Consider the following 15,666-nt stretch of genomic DNA (forward strand, 5'->3'; position numbering starts at 1 on the left):
AAGTATATATTCACTTAAGTAATAAGGGGTTGATAAAATAATCGAGTACGTTATTATTTAAAACGAAATTGATTAGTGCACTAAGCAATTGCTTCTCGTTTTAGCAACACGCACTAATAAAAATTAATCGCCACTGAGCTTCTTTATCAGTAGCTGGATTGTTCGAATAAAGAAACAGTGTACAAATAAAAAATAGGGCTAAGATGATTACGGCACCGTGGGTAGCACACCCCGAAAAAGTGACCAAAACTCAGGACGAGTTAACATTTAGAAAACCCGAAATAACCGACGGCAATCAAGTAAACGCTTTGATTGAGTCGTGTCCTCCTTTGGATACAAATTCTGCCTACTGTAACTTTTTGCAGGCATCACATTTTAGCGATACATGCGTATTGGCTGAAAAAGATGGTCAAATTGCAGGTTTTGTTTCCGCTTATCTCAAACCATCAAGTCACCCTAATCGACCAGTTCTTTTTATCTGGCAAGTAGCGGTTGCGGAAAATAGCCGTGGCTGTGGATTAGCGTATCGAATGATTAAATCGTTATTAGCGCGTGAGTGTGTCGCTGGCGTTGCTGCAATTGAGACGACGATTACCAAAGATAATCATGGTTCTTGGAATTTATTCCGAAAACTTGAGCGAGAAGATGGTGAAGAAGGACGCGTAAGTGTTTTCTTAGACAAAGAAAATCATTTTAATGGTGAGCATGATAGTGAGTATTTATTCCATATTCCTCTTGCCATGAGTTAACCACACAAACAAATCTATTTAAAAATTCTTGATTGGGAATTCGCCCAATCGAGATACACACATAGGATGATAGACAGGATCAGACATGAATATCTTTAAAAAGCACGAATCAAACGTTCAATGTTATGCCAACAACTTCCCAGTAGTATTCTCTTCTGCGAAAGGTTGCTGGCTTCATACCGAAGACGGAGATCGTTACTTAGATTTTCTTGCCGGTGCAGGTTCGTTGAACTATGGCCACAACAACCCTGTCCTAAAAAAAGCATTGCTCAACTATATCGACCAAGATGGTTTAACCCATGGTTTAGATATGCATTCACAAGCGAAAGGTCATTTCTTAGAAAGTTTTAATGACAAAATTTTAAAACCACGTGATCTGGAATATAAAGTTCAGTTCACTGGACCAACAGGTACAAATGCCGTTGAAGCTGCTATGAAACTGGCTCGTAAAGTAAAGGGCCGTACTAATATCGTAGCCTTTACCAATGGTTTCCACGGTGTGTCTTATGGCGCACTAGCAGCAACCGGTAATCAGCATCACCGTGGTGGCGCAGCAATGCCGCTTTCGGGTGTGACTCGCATTCCTTATGAAGGTTATGCTGACATTGATGGTTTGGCTTTATTTGAAACCATGCTTGATGATAATTCAGGTGGTTTGGATAAGCCTGCAGCAGTACTTGTTGAGGTTGTGCAAGGTGAGGGTGGCTTAAATGCTGCTTCTGATAAATGGTTACAGCGTTTAGAGAAAATCTGTAAAACCAATGATATTTTGTTGATTGTTGATGACATTCAAGCTGGCTGTGGTCGTACGGGTACTTTCTTTAGCTTTGAGCCATCAGGTATTAAACCGGATATGGTGACATTGTCGAAATCAATCGGTGGTTACGGTCTGCCAATGGCAATCATGTTGATGAAGCCGGAGCTAGACCAATGGGCACCGGGTGAGCATAACGGTACGTTCCGTGGTAATAACCATGCGTTCGTAACGGCAGCAGAAGCGATTGATACCTACTGGCACAATGATGAGTTTGAAACGCATATTAAAGAGCGTGCTGAGCAATTAAATAAATCATTACAGAAAGCTTTGAAGCAATATTCAAACTTATTTGAAGGCATTAAAGGCCGTGGTTTGATGCAGGGTATCGAATGTAAAGATGGCGATATCTCAGACATGATCACCAGCGAGTGTTTTGAAAATGGCATGGTAATTGAGACTGCAGGTCCAAACGATGAAGTTGTGAAGTTTTTCTGTCCGTTGACCGTAAGCGAATCAGAACTTGAACAAGGTATTCATATTTTTGAAAAAGCGGTTGAGAAAGTGTCCGAGAAAGCAACTCGTAAAGCGTCATAGAGGTTTACATTCAAAATTAGCGCTGATAGTTACAGCGCTATTGGCGAGTTAAATGAATACCTAAACATATGAATACAAGGATAAAAAATGATTGTAAGAACATTAGAAGAATGCCGAAACAGTGAACGTCGAGTAGTCGCAGATACGTGGGAAAGTGTACGTATGTTATTGCGTGACGACAAAATGGGCTTCTCGTTCCACATTACAAACATCTATGCCGGTACGGATACACACATTCATTATAAAAACCATCTAGAGTCAGTTTATTGTATTTCTGGCGAAGGCGAGATTGAAGTAGTTGGTGGCGAAACGTATCCAATTAAACCAGGTACTTTGTACATTTTAGACAAGCACGATGAACACCAATTACGTGCATATAAAGATGCGGATATGGTCATGGCTTGTGTGTTTAACCCGCCGATTACCGGTGCGGAAACCCATGATGAAAATGGTGTTTATCCATTAGTTGATTAATTCGTAACTCGTATCTCGATCGCTACGCTTAGCGTAGTTCGATCGGGATTCTGGGCTAAAGCCTTTAGATGCGTATTAATCGAATAGATTATAGAATTTTAAATTATTTACTCATAGGAGCTTATTTTGACTTCTTCAAATAGAAGCCACACTGACAATAATAAAACTTTAAATCATACCGTTGAAAAAATTGGCGGTACTTCCATGTCAGCCTTTGATGCTGTTCTTGATAATATTCTACTACGTCCAGAAAATCCATATAACCGCATGTTTGTGGTTTCTGCCTACGGTGGTATTACCGATGCATTATTAGAATGTAAGCGTACTGGTAAGCCAGGTATTTATCGTTTAGTTGCCGATCGTGATGATGCTTGGGTCGATGCAATGGAAGAGCTTGAACAGCGTATGTTGCTGATCAACGAAAATATGTTTGCTGATCCAATCAGCCGCCGTCGTGCCGATAACTTTATTAAAGACCGTATCGCTAAAGCGACCAACTGTATTAATAACATTATGGAAACTTGCCAATATGGACAGTTTTCAATGCAGCATTATTTGCCGCAAATCCGAGAGTTTTTATCTTCCATCGGTGAAGCACATAGTGCCTACAATACTTGCTTGAAGCTAAAAACTCTTGATATCAATGCTAAGTTTGTTGATTTATCCGGTTGGGATTTAGACGAACAGCAAAGTGAAAGTAAAGATGCTTCGGGTAACCTTGATACCGTCATTGAAAATGCCCTTCAAGATATAGATATGAGCAAAGAATTGCCAATTGTCACGGGTTATGTGTATTGCTCTGAAGGTTTAATGAAAACCTATGACCGTGGTTATAGTGAGATGACGTTCAGTCGTTTAGCGGTGTTATCGAAAGCTCAACAAGCGGTGATTCATAAAGAGTATCACTTGAGTACTGCTGACCCACGCATTGTAGGACCTGAAAAAGTACGTCCAATGGGACAAACTAACTATGATGTTGCTGACCAACTTGCCAACCTAGGTATGGAAGCGATTCACCCAAATGCCGCATCAGGTTTACGCCGTAGTGGTATTGAGCTTGTGATTAAAAATACTTTTGAGCCAGAACATAAAGGCACTTTGATTTCTCATGCTTTCAATCCGCACAGCTATGCCGGTACTACGGATAAAGTTGAGATTATTGCTGGCCGTAATAAAGTCTTTGCATTACATATCTTTGACCAAGCAATGGTAGGACAAGCTGATAACGTTAGTTATGAATTAATGGAGATCATTAATGATGAGCGTGTCCAACTTGTTGGTAAAGAAATGAATGCAAACTCAATTACCTATTACTTAAGCGGAAACTCTAAGAGTAAAAATAAAGTGTTGTCTCGTGCCGAAAAAGTGTTCCCAAATGCGAAAATCACCGGCAAGATGGTCGCTTTGATTTCAGTCATTGGGGCATCAATTGATACCAATAAGGCCTTAAGCCACGGTATGGTTTCATTGATGAGTCAAGATATTACCCCACGAGCAGCCCACTCATCGATGCGTAATGTTGATGTACAATTTGTGGTTGATGATGAGAATTATGAATCGGCAATTTGTACTTTACATGAAGAATTTATCGATGGCGTAAAATCAGATAAAGAGACGGATAAAGAAAAAGCTGCTTAAGATTGATTGCATTCAGTATAGCTAAATAGAATCAGCCCCTGTAGGCATTAGTTGCAGGGGCTTTTTATTGGTGTTTGAAGATAATATACGCAGTTGAGGTTTGATTAATTGCGTTGCCATCGAAATTCCATTTGCTTGGCTGTGGCTTCGGCCGTTTCAATGCTAGTCAATTTGCTGACAATAAATAAACTCATATCAATACCTGCTGAAATCCCCCCTGAACTAATTCGATTACCATCTTGTATCCAACGAACATTCTCTAAAACTTTTAGGTGAGGAAATTGTTGGCGTAAGTCTGCAATATCTTCCCAGTGTGTGGTGACTTGATGAGTTTGTAGAATACCAGCTTTAGCCAGTAAAAAAGCACCAGTGCAAACAGAGGTGATTAAAGAGACGGTTTGGTCTTGCTGAGAAATCCAATCAATAGCTAATTTATTATTGATCTCTTTAGTGTGATCGCCACCTACAACGATTAAGACATCTAATTTAGGGTGATTTGAAATATCATAATGCGGTAGAACATTAAATCCTGAGCGAGCTTTTACTGGTTGCAAGTTTTCTGCAATCAAAAATATATTAAATGGAGAGGAGTTGCATACGCGGTTCGCGGTTGTAAAGACTTCATAAGGTCCAGAAAAATCCAATACTTCAGCATTATCATAAATATAGATACCAATGTTCATTTAACTTCCTTGAGTGAATAGTGGTTTACCTTTTACTTCCTTTTAAAAGGATATGTTACGAATAGGAAGATTAAAACATACCTACTTGGTTTTATGTGTCATTATTAGAGATAGATATATCAGTTTTTTCGGTATACAAATCAAATCCAGTACACAACATTAAAGAGAAATGCTATGAAGCTTTTAGTCCGAAACCTTGCTCGCCAAACTACAGAAATTGAAATACGTAAATTATTTGAAGAATTCGGTGAAGTGGGTGAATGTACCCTTGTCCTGGACCAAGAAACTGGTCAATCAAAAGGCTTTGGCTTTGTGTTTATGCCTGATTTAGACCAAGCTAAAACTGCGAGATTTGCGCTAAATGGTAAGGAAATTGATAACAGTAAAATTAAAGTAAAAGTGGCAAGCTAGTCGCTAATAATGTTACTTACCATGTTCGTAATATTCATTATTACGAGCATTTATTATGTTGTATACCCAAGTGAATTCTGCATCTTGAAGTCACTTGGGTATGGACTTACTTTTTTTGTAATGTTATCAGTAATATGCCTGATAAAATCATGATTGATGCTACAACAAATGACATCGTAACCGGCTCTTGTACTAAAATCATTCCACCTAGTGCCGCAATGACGGGTACCAGTAGTTGAACAATCCCAGCCTGAGTCGCAGATAATCCCCTCAACGCAATATACCAAATGGCATATCCCGTTCCAGAAGTAATCGCACCTGAAATAATGGCAAGTGTTATGCCTGTATGGGTTAAGGTGTGTTGAGTCGCTAGAATATAACAAACCACTAGTAAACAAAGCGGTAGACTACGAATAAAGTTTCCTGCTGTATCACTTAAAGGATCGCGGCTGCCTTTGCCTCTAATGGTATAGCCTGCCCAAGCAACGCCTGAGATTACCATTAATAAAAAACCGCTAAATGATGGTGTCGATAAACTTGGTAGAACTAAGTAAACAAACCCGCTGAATGCTAAACAGATCCCAATCCACTCGATCAATTTAAGCTTATTACCTTTCAATAATTGGTAAATAATCATGGTGATTTGTACTGCTCCAAACAGAACCAATGCGCCAGTTCCGGTACTAATGGAAAGGTAAGCAACCGAAAAGCACAGAGCATAGATAAACAAAAATATTGCCGATATGGCGCTGCCTTCAAGTGACGGGAATTTTGCGGCTTTATTTTTTGATGCAGACGTTATGATGACTAAAATGGCCAACATGATCGCACCAGATAATAAACGCAAACTTGTAAAGCTGAAAGGATCGATATTGTTGTCGATTAACGCAAGGCGCGCGAGTACTGAATTAGCAGCAAAAGCGATTAAGGCACTGAGTGTGAATGTCAAAGTAATGATAGGATATCGAGATGCGCTTTGTAATGGTCTGTTCACTACCTTATGCCTTTTGGGAAGAATGTTTATTTGTACTTCTGGTTAATCATGATTATTAATGATGGGCGTGATCATTCGCTTCTTTATTTATTGGTTTCATGCCGGCCATGACTTTTTTAACTGGTACATCTAGCGTTTCAGTTTCACCATTGGCATAAGATAAATTGACCGAAATGGTCTCACCTTCAACGAGCGGTTGGTTCACGCCTAACAACATAATGTGATAACTTCCCGGCTTTAAAACCACTTTACCTTCTGCTGGCAATACGATGCGATCAACTTGACGCATTTTCATTAGATCACCTTCTTTCTCAACTGTGTGTAACTCTGTTTTTTTTGCTACATCCGTTGAGGCCGACACTAATGCTCTTTCAACCTTCATGTGGTTTTCAATCGTCATAAATATAGCGCTGTTTACTGCATTTGGTGGGGTAGCGCGTGCATAAGGTTCATCATATTTTAATCCGTCATGAGCTAATGCAGAGCCACTAATCAGTAGGCTAGATAAGATTAAAGTGTTTTTTTTCATTGCGCGTTTTCCTTTTCAATTTGCTGAATCGCGAGAATAAGAGGTTGAGGGTTTAAGGTGTGAGGCACTTTTTTGAGTAATGTGCCGTCAGGTTTTACAAAGTAAAAATATGAACTGTGATCAATTGTATAGGTCAATGCTGAATCAGCTAATTCTGTTTTTTGAAAGATCACTCCATATTGATGAGCCAGTGTGCTGATAGTTTGTAATGAGCCTGAATAGCCTTCAATTTGAGGATGGAAATAATGCGCGTATTTTTGAGCATCAGTGCCAGAATCACGTTCAGGATCAAGGGTAATAAACATCGGGCGAACGTCTTTTAAATATTGAGGTTCAATTTGCTTTAAAGCGGCGGCAAGCATCGCCAATGACGTTGGGCAAACATCCGGGCAACGTGTGAAACCAAAGTAAATAATACGAATACGTGGGTCATCGGTAGAAAAAATATCGACCTGACTATCTCCATCAGCTTCAAGAATGGTTGAAGTCGCTGGTTCGGTCTGAGTATTGTCTTTTTGTAGATATAAGTTCAGTGCGACGCCGAGAGCAAAAGCGAATAGAAGTATTAAAATCCATGATTTCTTCATTTTTTCATCCTGATTGAGGTATAAATTTTATTACCTTGCTGGTCAGTTAATGTACCAATCCACGTCATTTTACTATAGGTGCAAATTGGTAGAACAATCGTGCCTTGAAATTGACTATTTTTTTGTTTTTGTATTGGGAATTTCACGACGCCTAAATCCATGTCTAACCCTCTAAGCGTCAGCACTAATTTATCACTTTGGTTATCGGGCCAATCAACCTCAATATGTGTCGGTTCTAGTGGTTTTGCTACGTCGGTATCTAGTGTGATGGTAACGTCTTGTTGTTTGCATTGTTGGGTAGACAGCGCGCAATATTGAGATGTATCTGTTGGTAGTTCGACTTGATTTGAAGTGTTGATAATATTGATTACCTTGGGTACATAGAAGCCAGCAAGTAAAGTAATCGGTACGAGTAGAAAAAAAATCCAAATAGTACGATATTTTGATAGATGAAAGCGCAAAGTCATAATTTTTTGTCGTCACGAAAATGTTGGAAGATGCTATCACATCGCCGTGATAGATAAAGCATCTAGCGGGAAATTCTTGAAGTGAATGGCATTTGTATATGAAAAAGCCCAAATCGACAGTTATGTTCGTTTTGGGCTGAAATAAATATCGTGGTAGTTGGTTCTAATCTTTCTTCTGAGCGACTTTTTCTAGTAACCAAACAATTGCGATCCCACCAATCATGCAAACAATTGCCAGCATAACTTGTGATGGTTGACCGATAATTTGCTCAAACTGATGAGGTAACAAGTTGTGCTGAATCAGCGGTATTTTCTCACCGTGAGAATTAACACTCCAGCTAGTGGTCTCTTTCCAAGGCCAGATTTTGGGTAGTGTACCAACCATCAAGCCAGTTAAGAAAATTAAGGTTACTGAACGATGTTTATTGAGCAACCACGAAAGCAAATGAGAAAAACTCAGCAAACCCACAACCGCACCAATGGCGAATAAGCTAAGTACGCCAATATTAAGCTCTTTAACCGCGGTTAAGATGGTTGGGTAAATACCAAGCAGTAACAGTATAAAGCTGCCAGAAATCCCAGGAAGGATCATCGCACAAATCGCAATCGCACCAGCGAAGATGAGATTCAGAGTAGTAGGTTGTAAATCTAAAGGTTGCAGCACCGTAATGGTGTAAGCGAATGCAACACCAACCACTAGAAAGATTATATGGTGTAAACGTCGATCTTCCACTTGCTTAAGAATATGAACCACAGAGATCAAAATTAAACCGAAGAAAAACGACCACAACGGAATCGGGTGGGTGACGAGTAGCCAAGAAATCAGCTTCGCGAGAGTCAATATGCTGGTTAATATTCCGCCGAATAACGCGATAAGAAAACCGGCGTTAATATGCGTTAGTACCGCCTTAAAACCTTCACGTTTCCACAAGCCAAATAAGCTTGGGTTCACTTTACGAATGCTGCCTAGAAGTGTGTCATAAATACCCGTAATAAAGGCAATTGTGCCACCAGATACACCAGGCACAACGTCGGCCGCACCCATTGCAATGCCTTTAAGATAAGTCCAAAGATAATTCATAAACCCATACCATTAAAATGAATAACAATGTTCATGTTAACCATAGATAAATTTGAGCGCGTAGGTTGTCATGGTTTATGGAAAATGAAAAGTTCTACTTGTTCTAATTGGCGTTTATTTACTGAAATGCCCACCAAAAGGCTTGGTAAAAAGCGTCTTTTGCTTCTTTTTCGATCATTAATCCATTGGAGGTGATTAAACGATCAAATGGCCAAGTCATCACTTCTTGAATCGACACGCGCAACATTGCTTTATTTTTGAACTTACGGCGTTCTTGATAAGGTAGACGAAGTTGATCTTTTCCACCTTGCACCAAAGACGCTAATTTTTGCCCGGTCGGCAAGTGAGTTTGTATCGCGACAAGGTTGTCACTGACAAAAAGTGTGCGACTAACTGGATCACAAAACAACATTTTATTGGGCGTATCATCGTTACCAATCGCAGTTTGGAAGAGCTGTCCTTGCCATTGTGGTGGGGTTTGTTTTGATAACACCCCATCAAAGTTGAGATCCGTTCTTTTTTCAATTAATGCGTGAGTGGCAAAAAAGTAAGCTTTGGAATAAGCCAACCACCAATCGGATAAGTGCTGGTGGTAACTTGGTGTTGATGATACGACGTATTTTACCGAACCTAATTTAGATAAGGCAAGTTGACATTGTGTGGTTAATTCAATTGGCGAGATAAGCATGAGTTCATCATTGTCTAATTTAATGATCACCATGCGTTGTATGTGCGTTAAACCAAACTTACGATAAGGTTTATCAATGTACCAAATTCGGTTTGGTTCCCATTCTGTAAACATCAGGCTTGCTTCCTTGCAAACAAATACTCAGTCAGAGTGTATAGCAAAGTTTTGCATTGGTCAGCGTCTTTATGTTTCAAATTACATCGCTTAATAAAGAATATCTATTTTAAGTAGATTGAGTAGAAGAACGCATCATACCACGCTTCCAAGGCAACATAAGCAGAGTAAAAATAACTAAAGCGTAGAGCATGCTCCAGCCTAAACAGGCAAATACAATCACACACAATAGGGTCGAAAAACCGGCCAAATATTTTGCCCAACCTTTTAATAAGCGGTAGGCGGAAAGCATTGCCAATAAATACAATAGAACGAACACGCTATTAGCCAACTTTACCAACATTTCGAGATCCAACTGAATAATATGACCTAGACTAATTGAGGAGAAAAGTACCGCCGCTACTGCATAAGTTGCCCAGGTTGGAACGCCACGTTTAGATAGAATCGCCAGACGATTGGTTGGACGGTATTCTCTGGCTTGAGCCCAGACGAGGCGGATCATACTTTGAGTATATAAGTTGATACTCGCAAAACAGGCAAAGTAGCCGATAATGGTGATCACCATACTTAAACTATTGCCTAATAACTGTTCGCTTAGCCAAGGAATTGAGCTATGTGCCGCAACGTTTGGTTCAAAAGCATGAAATTTTAAAATCACCACTGAACAAGCCCAGTAAATAAAGCCTGCTAGAAAACAACCAAGAATTATCGCAATAGGGAAGTCTCGTTGTGGGTTTTTAAATTCTTCCCCCATATGAGAAAAGGCTTCTATGCCAACAAAACACCAAAACATCACTGCCAGCGCACTACCTAGTGGTAAAGCGGCAGAGGCATTTAAGCTTGGCATTGGTATGTCAGTTAGCCCGATATCGCCCTTCCAAAAGAACACGGCAACTAAGGTCAAAATACTTAAAGCAATCAATGCCTGAAATTGAGATGAAGACTTACTTCCCAGTAACGTTAACCCTAAAATAAATAATAAGCTGATAACCTCAGCTATGTATTGATGGGCCATAAAAGTTGGTAGCAGTTCTTTACCAAAACCGCCCGCCAGTGTAATCGCAGCAGGTAATCCAACAGGCAGTACACTTAAAAATAACCAAGCTACACTGCGTTCAACTTTGCTATTGAAAGCCTTGCGAACAAAATAAGCGGTGCCACCGGCATTGGGGAATTGGCGGCCAAGAAGGGCAAAAGTGAGCGCGATAGGACAAATCGCTAATAGCAGAATTAACCAAGCCCATAATGACCATTCGCCAGCTAAGTTTGCTGCAATGGCAGGGATCATAAATAACCCAGTGCCTAATAGAGTAGTTGAAAGTTGTCCAATACCACCGAATAAGGTGATTTCTTTTTTTAATTCTTGGTTCATTGTTGGCTCGTATAGAAAAGCAGTATAAAAAATGGAATGGGCTCTTGTAAGAGAGTGTATCAAATAGACAGTAGTCAATGATGGTTTAACTGAAAGAACGGTAGCGTCGTTCTAAATGACCAAAAATTTGAGATAAAACAAAGCATAATATGAAATAACAAACTGCTACGATGCCCCATATCTCAAAAATCATGCCGGTCGAGTTGGCAATTTCACTACCCACAAAGGTGAGCTCTTGAATTGAGATTAAAGAAACGATGGATGAGTCTTTAATTAATGAAATAATTTGCCCAGCAAGTGGTGGAATAATCATTTTAAAAACTTGTGGAGCAATCACATAGCGGTAACGATGCCATGTTGATAGACCTAACGTTTTTGCTGCTTCATTTTGTCCTTTATCTAGATTATCTAATCCAGATCGTACCACCTCACCAATGTAAGCTGCTGAGATCATACCGATACATAGCACACCAGAAGCTAAGTTTTCCCATAAATTAACTTGACCAAATAACCATAGTTGAACCGTGTTAATGTCACTTTGATGCTCACGTAATAAAGATGCAAGCCCTAACAATGGAATGAGTTGATTAGCAACGAAAAAGTAGAATATAAAAATAAAAACAAGTGGTGGAATATTACGGATAAGCTGCACATAACAATTGGATAATACTCTTAAAATCCATATATTCGAACGACGTCCTAATCCTAATAATACACCAAATGTTATGGCGAATAGAGTGCCCCAAAAGGTTAATCGTAAGGTTGCAAGTAACCCTTGAATAAAATATGAAATCGAACCATCTGCTCTAGTTGAAAAGAGTAATGTAACCGCTTTACTCCAATTCCAATGATAAGACAGTGAACCACTGTCTTTTACACAGAGCCAAGTAATAAATACCATAATAAAGAAAAGCAGGCTGATATCCAGTTTATTCAAATAAAACCATGGTGCTTTTTTCATATAATCTTCTTTATACCCAAGTAACTTCAAGATACGAGACTCAACAAGAATAAAAAATTATCAGCCGTTATATCTATTGATATTATTGATTAGTATTAGAAACTTGTTTTTGCCAATCAACGTTTTTAAACCAATAATCATAACGCTCTTGCAACCAACCGTCTTCGGTTCTAGCTTGAATCCACTTATCAAAAAAAACTTTTTTATCTTGTTCGCCTAACCGAACGGCAAAACCTTCATTACCGGTATATAAGCGTTCTTGTAGTGGGATATATAACTTATTTGGATACTTTAATGATTCAAACTCAGGCTTTGGTGTTGAAGCAATAACAGCGTCGGCATTGCCATTTAATACTTCTTGAAAAGCTTGGACTTCATCATCAAATTGTAGAATTTTGGCTTTAGGAAAGTGTTCTCGTAATATCGTGACGCCTAAAGCACCTCGGCGTGCCGCAAATTTCACTTTTCGTGAGTTAAAATCTTCTTTTGTAAAGCCATTTGTGGTGTCTTTATTCGCCGCAATTTGCATTCCAGAGTGTGAGTATGGTGTAGTAAATAAGACACTTTTAGAGCGTTCATCAGTAATGGTTAAACCACCAATGATCACATCAAACTTACCTGCAATTAATGAGGGAATAATGCCATCCCAAGAAGTCGGAATAAACTCGACCTTCCAGCCAGAGTCTTGTGCGAGTCGTTTAGCGACATCCACTTCAAAGCCAACGAGATCACCTTGATCATTGCGCATTGCCCAAGGAACAAAAGTACTTAATCCAACTTTAATACTCCCTCTAGCATTAATTTTATCTAAATTTGGAGTTTCACTTGCTAAGGTGATATGCGCACATACAATGCTTAAAATAGTCAGACAGAACATCCATAATCGTTTCATTGCTTTTCTCCCTTATCGGCCTTTACGAGCCTGTAATTCTAGCCAAGCAGCTATCGCTGATAAGCTTAATGTTAAACATAAATAGATAGCCGCGACGCTAAACCAAATTTCAAAAGGCATCGCAGTATCAGAGACAATATTACGCCCTTCTGTTGTTAAATCGAATATTGCCATCACACTTACTATAGAAGTGTTTTTGACTAATGAAATGAGTTCATTGGTTAACGACGGTAAGGTTGCTTTCACCGCTTGCGGCATGATCACATAGAGATAAGTATGCCAAGATGATAGCCCTAATGTTCGGCTGGCTTCAAACTGCCCTTTATCAATGGTCATTAAACCTGAACGTAACACTTCAGCAGTATAAGCCCCTTGAAATAAGGCCAAAGCTAATACTGCAGTGCTAAAGCGATCTATTCCTAAATACGGACCAAACACAAAGTATAATAAATAAATTTGTACTAATAATGGAGTGTTACGGATAAGTTCGACATACAAAAAAGCTAGGCCTCGTCCAACTTTAGAGTGAGATAATCGTAGTAACGCGGTCGTTAAAGCAAAAAATAATGTAGCAATGGCACTGAAGGCTGTGAGCTTTAATGTTACGAATAAACCATCCATAAGCTCTGCGCTGTACCATTCGCCATCTTCAAAAAAGAATAAGTAGTCAGGTACTCGTTGCCATTGCCATTGATAGTTCATGGCTTCTGCCCCTGTTTGTAATATCCAGGTTAACCCTATAAGTAACAAACTTATTTGCAGTAAAGCGGATGATACAGGTTGTATGACTTTTTGGCAGAAATGTACGCGTTTCTTTTGGTTTAGTACTGTATTCATATTAGTAGCTCAGAATTTGCTTGAGAAATTGTTGAGCTCTAGGGTGCTTTGGTGCGGAAAAAAACTCACTTGGAGGAGCTATCTCAACGATCTTACCTTCATCCATAAAGACTACTCTATCAGCTACTTTTTTTGCAAACCCCATCTCATGAGTGACGCAGACCATCGTCATGCCTTCTTGAGCTAATTGGGTCATTACGTCTAACACTTCACTGATCATTTCCGGATCTAAAGCTGAGGTTGGTTCATCAAATAATAAAATGTCTGGTTGCATACAGAGTGACCGAGCAATGGCGACACGTTGTTGTTGGCCACCAGAAAGCTGGGATGGGTATTTGTTGGCTTGTTCTGCAATATTTACTCGTTGTAAATAATGCATTGCCCGCTTAGTTGCCTCAATTTTCGATAGCTTAAGGGTTTTAATTGGAGAGAGGGTTAAATTTTCTAAAATCGTCAAATGGGGGAATAAATGAAAATGTTGAAAAACCATGCCAATACGGCCTTGCCATTGACTATGTGAATTGATTGGTTGGCCAAAAACCGTCAATTCTCCCTCATCAATAGTTTCTAAAGAGTTTATGCAACGAATTAATGTTGATTTCCCTGAACCTGATGGGCCGCAAATAACTAATTTTTCTCCTTTTTCAATATGTAGTTCTATATTAGTTAAGGCTTGGAAAGCTCCATAATATTTATCTACTTTTTGAAAAGAAATCACAGGATGAGAGCTAATCGTTTTGGAAGACACGCGTGGTCCTTGTATGAAAAATTAAGCCAATTAAAGTATTGAAGCATGTTTCAAATAGACAATCAAAAATCACATCAGCCCAAAACTTGAAAGTATAACAATTCCTAACGTAGTCGTTATCATCGAACCTACAGTGGTTAAGGCGATGATATTGGCGGCTAAAATAGCATTTCCACCCATCGCTCTTGCCATTACATAACTTGCCGCAGCAGCAGGGGCGGCTGTCATAAAGAAGATAATGCCAAGCTCTAATCCTCGGAAGTCATACCAAAAGCCCCCTAGGGTGATAAGTAACGGACAAAGAATTAACTTGTAGGTACTAGAAACAATATTAGAGGCTTTATCGTGGCGTAATTCACTGATATTCAATGAACCGCCGGCACAGAGAAGAGCAAGAGGGAGTGTCATGTTGGCGAAATACTGTCCAGTGTGGAGTGCTATATCTGGCATAGGAATCGCTAATTCTTGAATCACAAAAGCCAATACAATGGCGATAATAAGAGGATTCTTGAGAATAGAAATCAGCATATTTTTATAGGTGTTTAGATCGGGTTGCTGGTTTCTAGGAGATAAAGTAATGACTGCCAAAATGTTATATAGCACAGTGACCGCTGCTACAAAAATTGCCGCAAGTGCAACCCCATGATCGCCATAAGCATTCGCCACATAAGCAAGCCCAATAATACCGGTATTAGAGCGAAATGCGCCTTGAATAATAACACCATGTTGATGGCTATCTTTTATCAGCCATTTGACGGTAAAAGTCGCAAGTAAAAAGAAGGCAATATTGGCAAGTACGGCATAAGTAACGAGTGGAATACTGCTATCCGTGATGGAATCTGATTTGATGATGCTTAAAAACAAGAGTGCTGGTAGCGTGACTTTGAAGACTAACTTAGAAGCTGTGTCGATAAATGGTTCATTAATGACTTGAAAGCGTCTGAGTAAAACACCCAATAACAACATTAAGCAAATAGGGCCAGTGATAGTGGCGGAAAAGATAAATTGCTCAATGATACTTGACATTACCACTCCATTAATAAATATGCGGCCAAGAGAATAATAGTTTTATCACATTTAAGTACGAGAA

At 39.3% G+C, this 15,666-nt stretch carries 18 protein-coding genes; 5 read left to right on the forward strand and 13 right to left on the reverse strand.

The features are described from left to right. The first annotated feature begins 203 nt into the window (after nucleotides 1-203). The 4 genes from ectA to ACN0T8_RS06790 all read left to right on the forward strand — a co-directional run bounded on the left by ectA (nucleotide 204) and on the right by ACN0T8_RS06790 (nucleotide 4,212). Nucleotides 204-749, forward strand: coding sequence for a diaminobutyrate acetyltransferase (gene ectA / locus ACN0T8_RS06775; protein ID WP_417879875.1), 546 nt, complete (start codon nucleotides 204-206; stop codon nucleotides 747-749). A gap of 85 nt (nucleotides 750-834) precedes the next feature. After that, on the forward strand, nucleotides 835-2,100 hold the full coding sequence (ectB, locus tag ACN0T8_RS06780; protein ID WP_417879876.1) for a diaminobutyrate--2-oxoglutarate transaminase: 1,266 nt from the start codon (nucleotides 835-837) through the stop codon (nucleotides 2,098-2,100). 87 nt (nucleotides 2,101-2,187) lie between these two features. Beyond that, on the forward strand, nucleotides 2,188-2,574 hold the full coding sequence (locus ACN0T8_RS06785; RefSeq protein ID WP_417879877.1) for an ectoine synthase: 387 nt from the start codon (nucleotides 2,188-2,190) through the stop codon (nucleotides 2,572-2,574). A 126-nt stretch (nucleotides 2,575-2,700) separates the two neighbouring features. Continuing rightward, nucleotides 2,701-4,212, forward strand: a complete 1,512-nt coding sequence (locus ACN0T8_RS06790; protein ID WP_417879878.1) for an aspartate kinase — start codon at nucleotides 2,701-2,703, stop codon at nucleotides 4,210-4,212. Between the two features lie 104 nt (nucleotides 4,213-4,316). Here ACN0T8_RS06790 and ACN0T8_RS06795 read toward each other — a convergent pair whose 3' ends face one another. Further along, nucleotides 4,317-4,895 (reverse strand): DJ-1/PfpI family protein, encoded by a 579-nt coding sequence (locus ACN0T8_RS06795; RefSeq protein WP_417879879.1) that lies wholly within the window; start codon nucleotides 4,893-4,895, stop codon nucleotides 4,317-4,319. 174 nt (nucleotides 4,896-5,069) lie between these two features. Between ACN0T8_RS06795 and ACN0T8_RS06800 the strand changes: the two genes are divergently transcribed. Then, nucleotides 5,070-5,306, forward strand: a complete 237-nt coding sequence (locus ACN0T8_RS06800) for an RNA recognition motif domain-containing protein (RefSeq protein WP_417879880.1) — start codon at nucleotides 5,070-5,072, stop codon at nucleotides 5,304-5,306. Between the two features lie 106 nt (nucleotides 5,307-5,412). Here the strand turns inward: ACN0T8_RS06800 and ACN0T8_RS06805 are convergent, their stop codons facing one another. From ACN0T8_RS06805 to ACN0T8_RS06860, 12 genes are all read right to left on the reverse strand, one after another. Beyond that, nucleotides 5,413-6,300 (reverse strand): DMT family transporter, encoded by an 888-nt coding sequence (locus ACN0T8_RS06805; protein ID WP_417879881.1) that lies wholly within the window; start codon nucleotides 6,298-6,300, stop codon nucleotides 5,413-5,415. Nucleotides 6,301-6,355: 55 nt separating this feature from the next. Beyond that, entirely contained in the window at nucleotides 6,356-6,829 is a 474-nt protein-coding gene (locus ACN0T8_RS06810) for a copper chaperone PCu(A)C (protein WP_417879882.1), read from the reverse strand. Continuing rightward, the gene (locus tag ACN0T8_RS06815) at nucleotides 6,826-7,416 is read right to left on the reverse strand and encodes an SCO family protein (protein ID WP_417879883.1); all 591 of its coding nucleotides are present in this window, start codon (nucleotides 7,414-7,416) and stop codon (nucleotides 6,826-6,828) included. The genes ACN0T8_RS06810 and ACN0T8_RS06815 overlap by 4 nt, the downstream gene beginning before the upstream one ends. Next, nucleotides 7,413-7,883 carry a hypothetical protein gene (locus ACN0T8_RS06820; RefSeq protein WP_417879884.1) on the reverse strand — a complete coding sequence of 157 codons (471 nt, stop codon included), beginning with the start codon at nucleotides 7,881-7,883 and terminating at the stop codon, nucleotides 7,413-7,415. The genes ACN0T8_RS06815 and ACN0T8_RS06820 overlap by 4 nt, the downstream gene beginning before the upstream one ends. A 163-nt stretch (nucleotides 7,884-8,046) precedes the next feature. Then, nucleotides 8,047-8,964: a DUF368 domain-containing protein gene (locus tag ACN0T8_RS06825; RefSeq protein WP_417879885.1), complete on the reverse strand. Its 918-nt coding sequence runs from the start codon at nucleotides 8,962-8,964 to the stop codon at nucleotides 8,047-8,049. Between the two features lie 118 nt (nucleotides 8,965-9,082). After that, nucleotides 9,083-9,766 carry a hypothetical protein gene (locus ACN0T8_RS06830; protein ID WP_417879886.1) on the reverse strand — a complete coding sequence of 228 codons (684 nt, stop codon included), beginning with the start codon at nucleotides 9,764-9,766 and terminating at the stop codon, nucleotides 9,083-9,085. 109 nt (nucleotides 9,767-9,875) lie between these two features. Continuing rightward, the gene (yjeH, locus tag ACN0T8_RS06835; protein ID WP_417879887.1) at nucleotides 9,876-11,138 is read right to left on the reverse strand and encodes an L-methionine/branched-chain amino acid transporter; all 1,263 of its coding nucleotides are present in this window, start codon (nucleotides 11,136-11,138) and stop codon (nucleotides 9,876-9,878) included. Between the two features lie 85 nt (nucleotides 11,139-11,223). Continuing rightward, nucleotides 11,224-12,099 carry an amino acid ABC transporter permease gene (locus tag ACN0T8_RS06840; RefSeq protein WP_417879888.1) on the reverse strand — a complete coding sequence of 292 codons (876 nt, stop codon included), beginning with the start codon at nucleotides 12,097-12,099 and terminating at the stop codon, nucleotides 11,224-11,226. 82 nt (nucleotides 12,100-12,181) lie between these two features. Then, nucleotides 12,182-12,991 (reverse strand): transporter substrate-binding domain-containing protein, encoded by an 810-nt coding sequence (locus ACN0T8_RS06845; protein ID WP_417879889.1) that lies wholly within the window; start codon nucleotides 12,989-12,991, stop codon nucleotides 12,182-12,184. A 12-nt stretch (nucleotides 12,992-13,003) separates the two neighbouring features. Continuing rightward, nucleotides 13,004-13,828, reverse strand: a complete 825-nt coding sequence (locus ACN0T8_RS06850; protein ID WP_417879890.1) for an amino acid ABC transporter permease — start codon at nucleotides 13,826-13,828, stop codon at nucleotides 13,004-13,006. A gap of 1 nt (nucleotide 13,829) precedes the next feature. Then, nucleotides 13,830-14,576, reverse strand: coding sequence for an amino acid ABC transporter ATP-binding protein (locus tag ACN0T8_RS06855; protein WP_417879891.1), 747 nt, complete (start codon nucleotides 14,574-14,576; stop codon nucleotides 13,830-13,832). A 69-nt stretch (nucleotides 14,577-14,645) separates the two neighbouring features. Next, nucleotides 14,646-15,602, reverse strand: coding sequence for an AEC family transporter (locus tag ACN0T8_RS06860; protein ID WP_417879892.1), 957 nt, complete (start codon nucleotides 15,600-15,602; stop codon nucleotides 14,646-14,648). Between the last annotated feature and the right edge of the window lie 64 nt (nucleotides 15,603-15,666).

The organism is Vibrio sp. (assembly GCF_048266485.1).
Taxonomy (GTDB): Bacteria; Pseudomonadota; Gammaproteobacteria; order Enterobacterales; family Vibrionaceae; genus Vibrio.

Excerpts from the sequence above, each read along its gene's own strand:
- ACN0T8_RS06810 (WP_417879882.1), bottom strand. The coding sequence starts at position 6,829 with ATGAAAAAAAACACTTTAATCTTATCTAGCCTACTGATTAGTGGCTCT.
- ACN0T8_RS06815 (WP_417879883.1), bottom strand. The coding sequence starts at position 7,416 with ATGAAGAAATCATGGATTTTAATACTTCTATTCGCTTTTGCTCTCGGC.
- ACN0T8_RS06795 (WP_417879879.1), bottom strand. The coding sequence starts at position 4,895 with ATGAACATTGGTATCTATATTTATGATAATGCTGAAGTATTGGATTTT.
- ACN0T8_RS06785 (WP_417879877.1), top strand. The coding sequence starts at position 2,188 with ATGATTGTAAGAACATTAGAAGAATGCCGAAACAGTGAACGTCGAGTA.
- yjeH (WP_417879887.1), bottom strand. The coding sequence starts at position 11,138 with ATGAACCAAGAATTAAAAAAAGAAATCACCTTATTCGGTGGTATTGGA.
- ACN0T8_RS06860 (WP_417879892.1), bottom strand. The coding sequence starts at position 15,602 with ATGTCAAGTATCATTGAGCAATTTATCTTTTCCGCCACTATCACTGGC.
- ACN0T8_RS06825 (WP_417879885.1), bottom strand. The coding sequence starts at position 8,964 with ATGAATTATCTTTGGACTTATCTTAAAGGCATTGCAATGGGTGCGGCC.
- ectA (WP_417879875.1), top strand. The coding sequence starts at position 204 with ATGATTACGGCACCGTGGGTAGCACACCCCGAAAAAGTGACCAAAACT.
- ACN0T8_RS06820 (WP_417879884.1), bottom strand. The coding sequence starts at position 7,883 with ATGACTTTGCGCTTTCATCTATCAAAATATCGTACTATTTGGATTTTT.
- ectB (WP_417879876.1), top strand. The coding sequence starts at position 835 with ATGAATATCTTTAAAAAGCACGAATCAAACGTTCAATGTTATGCCAAC.
- ACN0T8_RS06850 (WP_417879890.1), bottom strand. The coding sequence starts at position 13,828 with ATGAATACAGTACTAAACCAAAAGAAACGCGTACATTTCTGCCAAAAA.
- ACN0T8_RS06840 (WP_417879888.1), bottom strand. The coding sequence starts at position 12,099 with ATGAAAAAAGCACCATGGTTTTATTTGAATAAACTGGATATCAGCCTG.
- ACN0T8_RS06800 (WP_417879880.1), top strand. The coding sequence starts at position 5,070 with ATGAAGCTTTTAGTCCGAAACCTTGCTCGCCAAACTACAGAAATTGAA.
- ACN0T8_RS06845 (WP_417879889.1), bottom strand. The coding sequence starts at position 12,991 with ATGAAACGATTATGGATGTTCTGTCTGACTATTTTAAGCATTGTATGT.
- ACN0T8_RS06830 (WP_417879886.1), bottom strand. The coding sequence starts at position 9,766 with ATGTTTACAGAATGGGAACCAAACCGAATTTGGTACATTGATAAACCT.